Genomic DNA, 15,111 nt, shown 5'->3' on the forward strand with positions numbered 1-15,111 from the left:
AAGCCCTCTAATCAAAAAAAGGTCTTCAGGTTCATCAGGCATCTGCACACCTGACCTTACTCTTACCGTGTCCGGTCTAGCCGGGTAGCACTTGGAACCGTGTTCTATGCGGATCTGACTACAGCAGCCTCGCCGATGGACGACGATTAAGACTTCGGACGTTTAGTACCGTACTTGGAACGACCCTGCTTACGATCGTTCACGCCGGAGCAGTCCAGGGAGCCACGCACGGTGTGGTAACGCACACCCGGCAGGTCCTTAACACGACCGCCGCGGATCAGCACCACGGAGTGCTCCTGCAGGTTGTGGCCTTCACCACCGATGTAGGAGGTCACTTCGTAACCGTTGGTCAGACGAACACGGCACACTTTACGCAGTGCGGAGTTCGGTTTCTTCGGGGTAGTGGTGTATACACGGGTGCATACGCCACGACGCTGCGGACACGCCTGCAGCGCAGGTACGTCACCCTTTTCAGCTTTACGCTTACGCGGGCTGCGTACCAACTGGTTGATAGTTGCCATTAAGCAAACTCCAAGTTTGTTTTATGAGCACCGAAAAAGACCGGATCAGAGACCCGGCCACGATATAAGGGCCGAGATTCTAATCAATCCCGGCCGATCTCGTCAAACTCTGAGTAAAATTTACTCAGAATCCGGCATCGAGGCATTCAGCGCTTCGGTCAGCGCCTGCTGAACCTCTTCCGCCGAAACCGTTACCGTGCCGGTCTGCTGATCACGCTTGCGCTTGCGCTCTTTGTGATATGCCAGACCGGTACCGGCCGGGATCAGTCGACCCACGACCACGTTCTCTTTCAGACCACGCAGGTAGTCTTTCTTGCCGGTAACCGCACCTTCGGTCAGTACGCGGGTAGTCTCCTGGAAGGAGGCCGCGGAGATGAAGGACTCGGTTGCCAGCGACGCCTTGGTAATACCCAGCAGCACGCGCTCATATTTGGCCGGAATCTTGCCTTCCGCCTCGAGACGCGCATTCTGCTCGACGACCGCGCTGTATTCCACCTGGTCACCCGGGATGAAGTCGCTGTCGCCGGCCTGCAGGATCTCGACTTTCCGCAGCATCTGGCGAACGATCACCTCGATGTGCTTGTCGTTGATGCCTACACCCTGCAGACGGTAGACGTCCTGGATCTCGGAAGTGATGTACTTGGCCAGTTCGCCGACACCCAGTACCCGCAGAATATCGTGCGGGTTGGACGGACCGTCGGAAACCACTTCGCCCTTCTCTACCTGCTCGCCTTCGAACACGTTCAGGTTACGCCACTTCTGGATCATCAGTTCGTACGGATCGCCGCCGTCGGTCGGGGTGATCACCAGGCGTTTCTTGCCCTTGGTTTCCTTACCGAAGCTGATAGTACCGGAGATTTCCGCCAGGATTGCGGACTCCTTCGGCTTACGCGCTTCGAACAGGTCCGCCACTCGCGGCAGACCACCGGTGATATCCTTGTTGACCGCGCCTTCCTGCGGGATACGCGCCAGTACGTCACCGCCAGCCACGTCAGCGCCGTCGGCCAGGTTGATGATCGCCTTGGCCGGCAACAGGTACTGCACCGGCGTTTCGGTGCCCGGCTGCATGACATCGTTGCCAGCCGCATCGACCAGCTTGATCATCGGACGGATATCCTTACCCGCCTGCGGACGATCCTTGGCATCCAGGATCTCGATGGTCGCCAGGCCGGTCAGCTCATCGGTCTGGCGCTTAACGGTGATACCGTCTTCCATGCCGACGAAGATCACCTTGCCGCCCACCTCGGTGATGATCGGGTGGGTGTGCGGGTCCCAGTTGGCAACGATATCGCCAGCATTGACCTGAGCACCATCCTTGACCTTGATAACGGAGCCGTACGGCAGCTTGTAGCGCTCGCGCTCACGACCGTGCTCGTCACTGACACCCAGCTCACCGGAACGCGAGGTGGCGACGATGTTGCCATCCGGACGTTCAACGAACTTCAGGTTGTGCAGACGGATCTCGCCGCCGTTCTTAACCTGGATGCTGTCGACCGCTGCCGCTCGGGATGCCGCACCACCGATGTGGAAGGTACGCATGGTCAGCTGAGTACCCGGCTCACCGATTGACTGTGCCGCGATTACGCCGACTGCCTCGCCCGGGTTGACCAGGTGACCGCGACCCAGGTCGCGGCCATAGCAGCTGGAGCAGATGCCGTAGCTGGTTTCACAGCTGATCGCACTGCGCACCACGATTTCGTCGATACCGGAGTACTTGTCATCGTTCTCCAGACGGTGGATCCAGGCCTCGTCCATCAGCGTGCCGGCTTCGATCAACAGATCGCCGCTTGCCGCATCCAGCACATCACGGGCAACCACACGACCCAGTACGCGTTGACCCAGGCCTACCACCACGTCGCCGCCTTCGATCAGCGGCTGCATCACCAGACCTTCGTCGGTGCCACAGTCGTGTTCGGTGATCACCAGGTCCTGCGCCACGTCGACCAGACGACGGGTCAGGTAACCGGAGTTTGCCGTCTTCAGTGCGGTATCGGCCAGACCTTTACGGGCACCGTGGGTAGAGATGAAGTACTGCAGTACGTTCAGACCTTCACGGAAGTTCGCTACGATCGGCGTCTCGATGATAGAGCCGTCCGGCTTCGCCATCAGGCCTCGCATACCGGCCAGCTGACGGATCTGGGCGGCGCTACCACGCGCGCCGGAGTCGGCCATCATGTACACGGAGTTGAAGGATTCCTGCTCGACCTCGTTGCCTTCACGGTCGATAACCGGCTCGGTCTTCAGGTTTTCCATCATCTTCTTGGCCAGCAATTCGTTGGCACGCGACCAGATATCGATAACCTTGTTGTACTTCTCGCCCTGGGTTACCAGGCCGTCAGCGAACTGACGCTCGATCTCTTTAACCTCGACTTCCGCTTCGCCGACGATATTGACTTTCTCGTCAGGGATTACGAAGTCGTTGACGCCGATGGAGGAGCCGGACAGGGTCGCCTGACGGAAGCCCATGTACATCAGCTGGTCGGCGAAGATAACGGTGTCCTTCAGACCGCAGCGGCGGTAAGCCTCATTCAGCAGGTGCGAGATCGACTTCTTCTTCATCGACTGGTTGACCAGCGCGAACGGCAGACCGGCCGGTACGATGGCGAACAGCATCGCACGACCTGCAGTGGTCTCTTTAATCTCGGTACGGGTCACCGAGCTGCCGTCGATATCGTTGATGGTCTCGGTGATCCGTACCTTGATACGCGCCTGCAGGGACACCTGACCGGCACCGTTGGCACGCTGGACCTCAGCGATATCGGCGAACACCATGCCTTCGCCCTTGGCGTTCACGCGTTCACGGGTCATGTAGTACAGACCCAGTACCACGTCCTGCGACGGTACGATGATCGGTTCACCGTTGGCCGGCGACAGGATGTTGTTGGTCGACATCATCAGCGCGCGGGCTTCGAGCTGCGCCTCGATCGTCAGCGGTACGTGTACCGCCATCTGGTCGCCGTCGAAGTCGGCGTTATAGGCCGCACAGACCAGCGGGTGCAGCTGGATCGCCTTACCTTCGATCAGTACCGGCTCGAACGCCTGGATACCCAGACGGTGCAGGGTCGGCGCACGGTTCAGCAGCACCGGATGTTCGCGGATCACTTCATCCAGGATATCCCAGACCAGCGGCTCTTCGCGCTCGACCATCTTCTTGGCAGCTTTGATGGTGGTGGCGTGACCACGCAGCTCCAGCTTGGAGAAGATGAACGGCTTGAACAGTTCCAGCGCCATCTTCTTCGGCAGACCACACTGATGCAGGCGCAGGTACGGACCGACCACGATCACCGAACGGCCGGAGTAGTCGACTCGCTTACCCAGCAGGTTCTGACGGAAACGACCCTGCTTACCCTTGATCATGTCGGCCAGCGACTTCAGCGGGCGCTTGTTGGAACCGGTGATGGCACGACCGCGACGGCCGTTATCCAACAACGCATCGACGGACTCCTGCAGCATGCGCTTCTCGTTGCGCACGATGATGTCCGGTGCGTTCAGGTCCAGCAGTCGCTTCAGACGGTTGTTACGGTTGATCACCCGACGGTACAGATCGTTCAGGTCGGAAGTCGCGAAGCGACCACCGTCCAGCGGTACCAGCGGACGCAGATCCGGCGGCAGTACCGGCAGCACCTTCAGGATCATCCACTCCGGGTTGTTGCCGGATTTCTGGAACGCCTCGACCAGCTTCAGACGCTTGGACATCTTCTTCAGCTTGGTTTCGGAGTTGGTCTGCGGCATCTCTTCGCGCAGAGTCCGGATCTCCTCTTCCAGGTCGATGGAGGTCAGCAGCTCCTGTACCGCTTCGGCACCCATGCGGGCGTCGAACTCGTCACCGAACTCTTCCAGCGCTTCGAAGTACTGCTCGTCGTTCAGCATCTGGCCGCGTTCCAGGGTCGTCATACCCGGATCGATCACCACGAAGGATTCGAAGTACAGCACCCGCTCAATGTCGCGCAGCGTCATATCCAGCATCAAACCGATACGGGACGGCAGCGACTTCAGGAACCAGATGTGGGCAACCGGGCTGGCCAGTTCGATGTGACCCATGCGCTCACGACGCACTTTGGCCAGAGTGACCTCGACGCCACACTTCTCACAGATGACGCCACGGTGCTTCATACGCTTGTACTTGCCGCACAAGCACTCGTAGTCCTTCACCGGGCCGAAGATTTTGGCACAGAACAGGCCTTCGCGTTCCGGCTTGAAGGTACGGTAGTTGATGGTTTCCGGCTTTTTAACCTCACCATAGGACCAGGAGCGGATCATCTCCGGTGATGCCAGACCGATTCGAATGGAATCGAATTCGTCGGTCTGCCCCTGGGACTTCAACAGATTCAGCAGATCTTTCATTGTCGATAGCTCCTCGCGGAGTTCAGGGCCGACGCTGGGCGCCGGCCGTAAATGCCACTAATGCCTTGTTATTCGCCGTCCAGTTCAATATCGATACCCAGTGAACGGATCTCTTTCACCAGTACGTTGAACGACTCAGGCATACCCGGTTCCATGCGGTGGTCGCCGTCCACGATGTTCTTATACATCTTGGTACGGCCAGTCACGTCATCGGACTTAACGGTGAGCATCTCTTGCAGAGTATAGGATGCGCCGTAGGCTTCCAGCGCCCAGACCTCCATCTCACCGAAGCGCTGACCACCGAACTGCGCCTTACCACCCAGCGGCTGCTGGGTAACCAGGCTGTACGAACCGGTAGAACGGGCATGCATTTTGTCGTCTACCAGGTGGTTCAGTTTCAGCATGTACATGTAACCGACAGTTACCTGGCGATCGAATTTCTCGCCGGTGCGGCCGTCAAAGAGCGTGGACTGACCGCTGTCATTAAGACCAGCCAGACGCAGCAGTTCCTTGATCTCAGCCTCTTTGGCGCCATCGAAGGCCGGTGTCGCGATCGGCACACCGCCGCGCAGGTTGCCAGCCAGCTCAAGCAGCTCGTCGTCGCTCAGGCCGTCCAGATCTTCCTGGCGACCGGCTTTTTGCCCGCCCAGTTCGCTGTTGTAGATCTTGCCGAGGAACTCGCGCACCTCTTTGACGGTTTCCTGACGCTGGCGCTCGATCTGCAGCATCTCGTCGATCTTGCGGCCCAGCCCACTACACGCCATCCCCAGGTGGGTCTCAAGGATCTGACCGACGTTCATACGGGACGGTACACCCAGCGGGTTCAGCACCACGTCGACCGGCTCGCCGTTCTCATCGTACGGCATATCCTCGACCGGCATGATCACCGAGATAACACCCTTGTTACCGTGACGGCCCGCCATCTTGTCACCCGGCTGGATGCGACGTTTGGTGGCAACGTAGACCTTGACGATCTTCAGCACGCCCGGTGCCAGGTCGTCGCCGGTCTGCAGCTTGCGCTTCTTATCTTCGAACTTCTTGTCCAGCTCGACCTTGCGCTCTTCCAGCTGTGCCTTGGCCAGCTCCAGCTGCTCGGCAACCGCCTCGTCAGCAACGCGGATCTTGAACCAGTCGTCCTTCTTCAGGCCGGCCAGGAAGGCTTCGGTGATCTCGTCGCCTTTCTTCAGACCGGCACCGCCTTCAGCGTTCAAGCCGACCAACGCCTTGGCCAGACGCTCGTAGGTGTCCAGCTCGACGATACGCAGCTCTTCGTTCAGGTCCTTACGGATCTTAGCCAGCTCGGCGTTCTCGATATCGATCGCCCGCTGGTCCTTCTGGACGCCATCACGGGTAAAGATCTGTACGTCGATAACCTTACCGATAGTACCGGTCTTAACGCGCAGCGAGGTGTCCTTAACATCGGACGCTTTCTCACCGAAGATCGCCCGCAGCAGCTTCTCTTCCGGCGTCAGCTGGGTTTCGCCTTTCGGCGTTACCTTGCCGACCAGGATGTCGCCCGGGCCCACTTCGGCACCGATGTGCACGATACCGGCCTCATCCAGCTTGGCCAGCGCAGACTCACCGACGTTCGGGATATCGGCAGTAATCTCTTCCGGCCCAAGCTTGGTGTCACGCGCCACACAGGTCAGTTCCTGAATGTGGATCGTGGTGAAACGGTCTTCCTGCACCACCCGTTCAGAGATCAGGATGGAGTCCTCGAAGTTGTAACCGTTCCACGGCATGAACGCGATGCGCATGTTCTGGCCCAACGCCAGCTCACCCATGTCGACGGACGGACCGTCTGCCATGATGTCACCGCGGGTCACCACATCTCCCGGGTTGACGATCGAGCGCTGGTTGATGCAGGTGTTCTGGTTGGAACGCACGTATTTGGTCAGGTTGTAGATATCCACACCCGCCTCGCCGGCAACCAGCTCGTCGTCGTTGACGCGCACCACGATACGCGCCGCATCGACGGACTCGATCACACCACCGCGATTGGCCACCACGCAGACGCCGGAGTCACGCGCCACGTTGCGCTCCATACCGGTACCAACCAGCGGTTTGTCGGCACGCAGGGTCGGCACTGCCTGACGCTGCATGTTGGAACCCATCAATGCACGGTTGGCGTCATCGTGTTCCAGGAACGGGATCAGCGACGCTGCCACGGAAACCACCTGGCGTGGAGACACGTCCATGTACTGGACCTTCTCCGGCGGCATCACGGTGAATTCGTTCAGGTGACGCACGTTGACCAGTTCGTCGGTCAGACGCAGCTCGGCATCCATGGTGGCGGACGCCTGCGCGATCACGTATTTGTTCTCTTCGATCGCCGACAGGTATTCGATCTCGTCGGTCACCTGGCAGTCGACAACCTTACGGTACGGCGTTTCCAGGAAGCCGAAGTCATTGGTACGCGCGAACACCGCCAGCGAGTTGATCAGACCGATGTTCGGACCTTCAGGGGTCTCGATCGGGCAGACACGACCATAGTGGGTCGGGTGTACGTCTCGCACCTCGAAGCCGGCACGCTCACGGGTCAGACCGCCCGGGCCCAGCGCGGAGACACGGCGCTTGTGGGTGATCTCGGACAGCGGGTTGTTCTGGTCCATGAACTGGGACAGCTGGCTGGAACCGAAGAACTCCTTGATGGCGGCCGCGACCGGCTTGGCGTTGATCAGGTCCTGCGGCATCAGGTTGTCGGATTCCGCCATGCTCAGACGCTCGCGCACCGCGCGCTCGACACGTACCAGGCCGACACGGAACTGGTTCTCGGCCATCTCGCCGACGGAACGGATACGACGGTTACCCAGGTGGTCGATATCGTCGACGGTGCCTTTACCGTTACGGATGTCGATCAGGGTCTTCATGACATCCAGGATGTCATCTTTATCCAGCACGCCGGAACCGGTCTCGTCGGCACGGCCCAGGCGACGGTTGAACTTCATGCGACCAACCGCGGACAGGTCGTAACGCTCGTCGGAGAAGAACAGGTTCTCGAACAGCGCTTCGGCGGACTCCTTGGTCGGCGGCTCGCCCGGACGCATCATGCGGTAGATCTCGACCAGCGCTTCCAGCTGGTTGCTGGTCGGGTCGATGCGCAGGGTGTCGGAGATGAACGGACCGCAATCCAGATCGTTGGTGTACAACGTCTCGATCTGGTTGATACCGGCAGTCTGCAGCCGCTCAACCAGATCTTCGGTGATCTCGGTGTTACAGTTGCACAGCAGTTCACCGGTAGTCGGATCGATGATGTCCTTGGCGATCGGCTTGCCGCAGATGTACTCCATCGGCACATCCAGCTCGGTCATGCCGGCTTTTGCCATCTGACGGATGTGGCGCGGTGTGATACGACGGCCCGCTTCCACGATAACATTGCCTTCCGGATCCTTGATCTCGAACGACATGGTCTCGCCGCGCAGGCGATCCGGCACCAATTCCATGCGGATGTTGTCGCCATCCAGCGTCCAATTGGTGTTGTCGAAGAAAGTCTCGAGGATCTCTTCTGCCGCATAGCCCAGGGCACGCAGCAGAATGGTCGCCGGCAGCTTGCGGCGACGGTCGATACGAACGAACAGGCTGTCCTTCGGATCGAATTCAAAATCAAGCCAGGAACCACGGTACGGGATCACCCGGGCGGAATACAGCAGCTTGCCGGACGAGTGGGTCTTACCCTTGTCGTGGTCGAAGAATACACCCGGAGAACGGTGCAGCTGAGACACGATAACACGCTCGGTACCGTTCACCACGAAGGTACCGTTTTCGGTCATCAGCGGCATTTCGCCCATGTAGACTTCCTGCTCCTTGATGTCCTTGACCGCCTTATTGCTCGATTCGCGGTCATAGATCACCAGGCGCACTTTCACACGCAGCGGCGCTGCATAGGTTACGCCGCGCAGCTGACATTCCTTGACGTCAAATACGGGTTCACCGAGGCGATAGCCAACGTATTCCAGCGATGCATTGCCAGAATACGAAACAATCGGGAAAACAGAGTTAAAAGCGGCGTGGAGGCCTTCGTCCTTGCGCCCAGCATCGCTGTTACCTGTCTGCAGAAATCTGCGATAAGAATCCAGCTGAATCGCCAGCAGATAAGGTACATCCATCACTTCCGGCAGTTTGCCGAAATCTTTACGGATGCGTTTCTTTTCAGTATATGAATAAGCCATCAGTGTTCCCCAGCATGCGCACCTAGATTGTGAAGCTGTCCAGAAGGGGGACTTCCGGGAGTACAGACCGTCATTTATTTACTATCTATAAATAACGGAAAAAGGCCGGTGGCAATTTGCCACCAGCCATTAGAGCTAGAACAGCGCTAGTCTGTTCTGTAATGCATCAACGCGATTACTTGAGCTCAACAGTTGCGCCAGCTTCTTCCAGAGCTTTCTTCAGCTCTTCAGCTTCTTCCTTGCTTGCGCCTTCTTTAACAGTCGCCGGAGCGCCGTCTACCATTGCCTTGGCTTCTTTCAGGCCCAGGCCGGTAGCGCCACGTACTGCTTTGATGACGTTTACTTTCTTGTCGCCAGCAGCGGTCAGAACAACGTCGAACTCGGTCTGTTCTTCAGCAGCAGCAGCTTCGCCGCCAGCTGCACCAGCTACAACCGCAGCAGCAGCAGTAACGCCAAACTTCTCTTCCATTGCTTCGATCAGAGCAACGACGTCCTTAACGGACATTTCAGCAATTGCGTTGAGGATATCTTCGTGAGTCAGAGACATGATTTAATTCCTGAATAAAAACTTGAGCTTACGCTCATTAAAGCTTCAACAAAGCGTTGCGCTGAATTACGCAGCCGCCTCTTCTTTCTGGTCGCGAATAGCCGCAATAGTACGGCACAGCTTGCCAGCTGCTGCTTCTTTCATGACGCTCATCAGCTTAGCGATAGCTTCGTCGTATGTCGGCAGGCTTGCCAGCATCGCGATATCTACCACTTCGCCTTCGAAGGCTGCAGCTTTCAGCTCGAACTTATCGTTACCTTTCGCGAAGTCTTTCAGGATGCGAGCGCCAGCGCCCGGGTGTTCCTGGGAGAATGCGATGATAGTCGGGCCGACGAATGCGTCGTTCAGGCACTCAAAATCAGTACCCTGAATCGCACGACGCGCCAGTGTGTTGCGCACAACTTTCAGCCACACACCGTTTTCACGCGCCTGCTTACGCAGTGCAGTCATATCGCCAACGGCTACGCCACGGGAATCCGCGACAACCGCCGACAAGGCGTCTTTAGCAGCGTCCTGGACTTCAGCGACGATCGCTTTTTTGTCTTCGAGTCCTAATGCCACGTTATACTCCTGGAGTTAGTCTTTCGACTGATTACCAACCGCTCCGCAGTACGGAGCTTGAGCACGGTGGTTCGATTCATTAATGAATCTCACCGTCTGCGCAGGCTGGTCTTGCCCATTAAGATGCGTCACCACCGAGGTGATAACGCATCACCTGCGGTCTTTGACGGCCTTCGTCTCTGTCTAACAGGTCACGAAGACCCTCAAAAAACCTTTATGTCGATCAGAAGTCCAGAGACGCCTGATCAACAGCCAGCCCCGGCCCCATAGTGGAGGACAGAGTGACTTTCTTCACATACACGCCTTTCGCAGAAGCCGGCTTCAGCTTCTTCAGGTCGGCCAGCAGCGCTTCGATGTTCTGCTTGATAGCAGCCGCATCAAAGTCAACCTTACCAACACCAGCGTGGATGATGCCGTTCTTGTCAGTACGGAAACGTACCTGACCGGCTTTAGCATTCTTGACTGCGGTTTCAACATCCGCAGTTACAGTGCCAACCTTCGGGTTCGGCATCAGGCCACGCGGACCCAGCACCTGACCCAGCTGACCGACAACGCGCATCGCATCCGGAGTTGCGATAACCACGCCGAAGTCCAGGTCGCCACCTTTGATCTGCTCAGCCAGATCTTCGAAACCTACCACGTCAGCACCCGCCGCTTTCGCTTTCTCGGCATTTTCGCCCTGAGCGAACACAGCGACGCGAACGTCGTTACCAGTACCGTTCGGCAGCACAGTGGAACCACGCACAACCTGATCGGATTTACGCGGGTCGACACCCAGGTTCACTGCAACTTCAACAGTCTCTTTGAACTTGACTGCAGACAGGTCGGACAGCAGGGAAACCGCCGCTTCAACCGGGTAGAGCTTGCCAGCTTCAACTTTCTCGTTGATCGCCTTCTGGCGCTTAGTCAGCTTAGCCATTACTCTTCGCCCTCCACTACCAGACCCATGCTACGAGCGGAGCCCGCGATGGTGCGAACCGCAGCATCCATATCCGCAGCGGTCAGGTCAGCCATTTTAGTTGTCGCAATCTCTTCCAGCTGAGCACGGGTAACAGTACCCACCTTCTCAGTGTTCGGACGGCTGGAGCCGCTCTTCAGACCCGCCGCCTTCTTCAGCAGAACAGCTGCCGGCGGAGTCTTGGTGACGAAGGTAAAGCTGCGGTCGCTGTATACAGTGATCACAACCGGGATCGGCATGCCGTTTTCCATGGACTGTGTAGCCGCGTTGAACGCCTTACAGAACTCCATGATGTTTACGCCGTGCTGACCCAGCGCCGGACCTACCGGCGGAGACGGGTTCGCCTGACCAGCGGCAACCTGCAGCTTGATATAAGCTTCGATTTTCTTAGCCATTGATTACTCCTATGGGTAATAACGCCTTGCGGCTCCCCGTTACACACAACAAAACCCCAGCTCCAAAAAGGAGCTGAGGCAGTGAATCCGATTCAACTCAGGCTTTTTCGACCTGAGTAAACTCCAGCTCAACCGGCGTCGAACGACCGAAGATCAACACCGCAACCTGCAGGCGGTTCTTCTCGTAGTTGACCTCTTCGACCACACCATTGAAATCGGCGAATGGGCCATCGATAACACGCACCATCTCGCCCGGCTCGAAGACAGTCTTCGGACGCGGCTTATCCACACCACTTTCGACGCGCTGCAGAATCTCATTAGCCTCTTTCTCGGTGATCGGCGCCGGCTTGCCAGCAGTACCACCAATGAAGCCCAGCACGTTGTTAGTGCTGTTGACGAGATGCCAGGTCTCGTCGTTCATTTCCATATTGACCAGCACATAGCCCGGATAAAACTTACGCTCGGACTTGCGCTTTTTGCCATCCCTGATTTCAACAACCTCTTCGGTCGGCACCAGGATATCCCCGAACAGGTCTTCCATACCCGCCCGCTTGACACCCTCTTCAAGCAAATTCTTTACGCGCTTCTCGTAACCGGAATACGCATGTACCACATACCACTGCTTAGCCATGCCCTTCACTCCTTAACCGATTACACCGGAAACCAGCCAGCTCAATAGCGAGTCCAGCCCCCAAAGCAGCAAACCGATCACCAACACCGCCACCACAACGATCGCCGTTGTCTGCAGTGTTTCCTGGCGAGTCGGCCAGACCACCTTGCGAATCTCCGCCTTCGACTCTTTAAACAGAGCGAAGAACGACTTCCCCTTTTCCGTTTGCAGCGCCAGAAAGCCCGCCACCAGCGCCAACACCAGCAACGCCACCACGCGATAAAACAGGGACTGCTCCGCATAGATGGAGTTACCGACCACACCGGCCGCGACCAACAAAACAACAATAGCCCACTTCAGGGCATCGAATCTGGAACCTTCGGAAGTCACTTTAGAATTCACGCCCGGAGCCTCGATTATATGAAAGCATGCGCTTTTTCGTGACACCAATCTCGAGAGAGATTGGCAGGCCAGGAGGGAATCGAACCCCCAACCTGCGGTTTTGGAGACCGCTGCTCTGCCAATTGAGCTACTGGCCTACTGCGTAATAGGGAGGCACATTATATGCACCTCCCCGATGCTTGGCAACACCTAACTATCAAATTTATTTGATAATTTTGGATACCACGCCGGCACCTACGGTACGACCACCTTCACGGATGGCGAAGCGCAGACCTTCTTCCATCGCGATCGGGTTGATCAGGGTAACAGACATCTGAATGTTGTCACCCGGCATTACCATCTCAACACCTTCCGGCAACTCACAGGCGCCAGTGATGTCAGTGGTACGGAAGTAGAACTGCGGGCGGTAGCCTTTGAAGAACGGAGTGTGACGACCACCTTCTTCCTTGGACAGCACGTAGACTTCGCCTTCGAACTCGGTGTGCGGAGTGATGGTACCCGGCTTCGCCAGGACCTGACCACGCTCAACTTCGTCACGCTTGGTACCACGCAGCAGCGCACCGATGTTCTCGCCTGCACGACCTTCGTCCAGCAGCTTGCGGAACATTTCGACACCAGTACAGGTAGTCTTGGTGGTTTCCTTGATACCAACGATCTCGATCTCGTCGCCCACGTTGACGATACCGCGCTCTACACGACCGGTTACTACAGTACCACGGCCGGAGATGGAGAATACGTCCTCGATCGGCATCAGGAACGGCTGATCGATCGCACGCTCCGGTTCCGGGATGTAAGTATCCAGCGCTTCTACCAGCTTCTTAACAGCGGTAGTGCCCAGTTCGTTGTCGTCTTCGCCGTTCAGCGCCATCAGCGCGGAACCGGCGATAACCGGAGTGTCGTCGCCCGGGAAGTCGTAAGTGTCCAGCAGCTCACGGATCTCCATTTCGACCAGCTCCAGCATCTCTGCGTACTCGTCGGAATCAACGCCGCCACAGTCTTCTGCCAGCAGGTCAGCCTTGTTCAGGAATACCACGATGTACGGTACGCCTACCTGACGGGACAGCAGGATGTGCTCACGAGTCTGCGGCATCGGGCCGTCAGTCGCGCCACATACCAGGATCGCGCCGTCCATCTGCGCAGCACCGGTGATCATGTTCTTCACGTAGTCGGCGTGCCCCGGGCAGTCGACGTGCGCGTAGTGACGGATGTTGGAGTCGTACTCAACGTGGGAAGTCGCGATGGTGATACCACGCTCACGCTCTTCCGGTGCGTTGTCGATCTGGTCGAATGCACGCATTTCACCGCCGAATACTTCCGCGCACACGCGAGTCAGGGCAGCAGTCAGGGTTGTTTTACCGTGGTCAACGTGGCCGATAGTACCAACGTTAACGTGCGGCTTGGAGCGTTCAAATTGTTCTTTTGCCATCAGAATTATTCCAGATTAGCCAACATTAACCAAACGGCGGCAAACGCCAGATAGAACAAAGGGTAGATATATTGCTATATCTACCCTCTGCGAAAATGGAGCTCATGGGCGGATTTGAACCGCCGACCTCACCCTTACCAAGGGTGTGCTCTACCCCTGAGCTACATGAGCATAACAACTAGTGGAGCGGGTAGCGGGAATCGAACCCGCCTCTTCAGCTTGGAAGGCTGAGGTAATAGCCACTATACCATACCCGCCGAAGCTCCTAGCTGAGTGGTGGTGAGGGGTGGATTCGAACCACCGAAGCTCGCGCGTCAGATTTACAGTCTGATCCCTTTGGCCACTCGGGAACCTCACCAGCCAATTTACTTCGAGCCGAAATGGTGCCGGCACCAAGAGTCGAACTCGGGACCTACTGATTACAAGTCAGTTGCTCTACCAACTGAGCTATACCGGCGTTCCGTCTCGAAGTGGGGCGTATATTAATGATCACCCCGGGGGAGTGCAACCCCCTTACACAACTTTTTTTCAATTTTTAGTTCTGGGTACGCTTTCCGCACTATCGCATTGATCTTGCTGGACATTTCTTGATCAAAAGGACCGTCTATCTGGACCAGATAGGTCCAATCCAGCTGCTGAACCGGGCTGATCGCGGGCTGCAGATCCGGCGCCAGCTTGGCCGCCAGGCCGGCAACGAAATCCGCAGCCTGCCGCTCCGAGGCGTAACGTGCCAGTACAAACTGCAAGCGCCCCTGCACCATTCGACTCTCCGGCACTACACCGGCGGCATCCAGCTGGCGCAGCAAGGCCACCCGGGCGGCATCGCCATCCGGCGCCGGCAAGCCGACCTGGTAGCCGACCACCCGTTCATCTGACTGCTGATTGATACGGGCGCGATACCCCCGCACGGAAAAGAACTCCACGATCCGCTCGGCAGTCAGGGTATTGTCGATCACACCGATCATAAAGCAGGGCAACTCCGGCCGTTCACCGTCGACCGCAGCCCCCTCCCCCACCACCGACCGCAGGGCCGCAGGCGGTTGTTCGCTGACCAGCGCCAGCGGCAAACCCTCCGCCGCCGATTCTCGACCGCGGTCGGGCACCACCGACTGCTGGGCGTACCAGAACAGCAGAATGGCATTGGCCAGCATCAGAAACAGGAACAACCAGCGCATCCA

General features: G+C 57.6%; 11 protein-coding genes and 5 tRNA genes. All 16 read right to left on the bottom strand.

The features are described from left to right. Positions 1–146 precede the first annotated feature (146 nt). Entirely contained in the window at positions 147–521 is a 375-nt protein-coding gene (gene rpsL, locus K6T12_RS09710; protein WP_222221903.1) for a 30S ribosomal protein S12, read from the bottom strand. A gap of 120 nt (positions 522–641) precedes the next feature. Further along, positions 642–4,865, bottom strand: coding sequence for a DNA-directed RNA polymerase subunit beta' (gene rpoC, locus K6T12_RS09715; RefSeq protein ID WP_222221905.1), 4,224 nt, complete (start codon positions 4,863–4,865; stop codon positions 642–644). 68 nt (positions 4,866–4,933) lie between these two features. Then, the gene (rpoB, locus tag K6T12_RS09720) at positions 4,934–9,034 is read right to left on the bottom strand and encodes a DNA-directed RNA polymerase subunit beta (RefSeq protein WP_222221907.1); all 4,101 of its coding nucleotides are present in this window, start codon (positions 9,032–9,034) and stop codon (positions 4,934–4,936) included. Positions 9,035–9,209: 175 nt separating this feature from the next. Further along, positions 9,210–9,581: a 50S ribosomal protein L7/L12 gene (gene rplL, locus K6T12_RS09725; protein ID WP_222221909.1), complete on the bottom strand. Its 372-nt coding sequence runs from the start codon at positions 9,579–9,581 to the stop codon at positions 9,210–9,212. Between the two features lie 66 nt (positions 9,582–9,647). Beyond that, a complete protein-coding gene (gene rplJ / locus K6T12_RS09730) occupies positions 9,648–10,142 on the bottom strand; it encodes a 50S ribosomal protein L10 (protein ID WP_222221911.1) in 495 nt (164 codons plus the stop codon). Between the two features lie 223 nt (positions 10,143–10,365). Then, positions 10,366–11,061: a 50S ribosomal protein L1 gene (gene rplA, locus K6T12_RS09735; protein WP_222221912.1), complete on the bottom strand. Its 696-nt coding sequence runs from the start codon at positions 11,059–11,061 to the stop codon at positions 10,366–10,368. Further along, positions 11,061–11,495 carry a 50S ribosomal protein L11 gene (gene rplK / locus K6T12_RS09740; protein WP_222221914.1) on the bottom strand — a complete coding sequence of 145 codons (435 nt, stop codon included), beginning with the start codon at positions 11,493–11,495 and terminating at the stop codon, positions 11,061–11,063. Before rplK ends, rplA begins: the two co-directional genes overlap by 1 nt. Before the next feature lie 97 nt (positions 11,496–11,592). Next, the gene (gene nusG / locus K6T12_RS09745) at positions 11,593–12,126 is read right to left on the bottom strand and encodes a transcription termination/antitermination protein NusG (RefSeq protein WP_222221916.1); all 534 of its coding nucleotides are present in this window, start codon (positions 12,124–12,126) and stop codon (positions 11,593–11,595) included. Between the two features lie 12 nt (positions 12,127–12,138). Further along, positions 12,139–12,507, bottom strand: coding sequence for a preprotein translocase subunit SecE (secE, locus tag K6T12_RS09750; RefSeq protein WP_222221918.1), 369 nt, complete (start codon positions 12,505–12,507; stop codon positions 12,139–12,141). A gap of 61 nt (positions 12,508–12,568) precedes the next feature. Further along, positions 12,569–12,644, bottom strand: a tRNA-Trp gene (locus tag K6T12_RS09755). Positions 12,645–12,709: 65 nt separating this feature from the next. Next, a complete protein-coding gene (gene tuf / locus K6T12_RS09760; RefSeq protein WP_222221920.1) occupies positions 12,710–13,933 on the bottom strand; it encodes an elongation factor Tu in 1,224 nt (407 codons plus the stop codon). A gap of 96 nt (positions 13,934–14,029) precedes the next feature. After that, a tRNA-Thr gene (locus tag K6T12_RS09765) sits at positions 14,030–14,104 on the bottom strand. A gap of 11 nt (positions 14,105–14,115) precedes the next feature. Then, positions 14,116–14,190: transfer RNA gene (locus K6T12_RS09770), tRNA-Gly, on the bottom strand. Between the two features lie 17 nt (positions 14,191–14,207). After that, positions 14,208–14,291 (bottom strand) — tRNA-Tyr (locus K6T12_RS09775). Between the two features lie 23 nt (positions 14,292–14,314). Further along, positions 14,315–14,390 (bottom strand) — tRNA-Thr (locus tag K6T12_RS09780). 25 nt (positions 14,391–14,415) lie between these two features. Then, positions 14,416–15,108 (bottom strand): hypothetical protein, encoded by a 693-nt coding sequence (locus K6T12_RS09785; RefSeq protein WP_222221922.1) that lies wholly within the window; start codon positions 15,106–15,108, stop codon positions 14,416–14,418. Positions 15,109–15,111: the final 3 nt, after the last annotated feature.

The organism is Marinobacterium arenosum (assembly GCF_019795155.1).
GTDB classification, from domain to species: Bacteria; Pseudomonadota; Gammaproteobacteria; order Pseudomonadales; family Balneatricaceae; genus Marinobacterium_C; species Marinobacterium_C arenosum.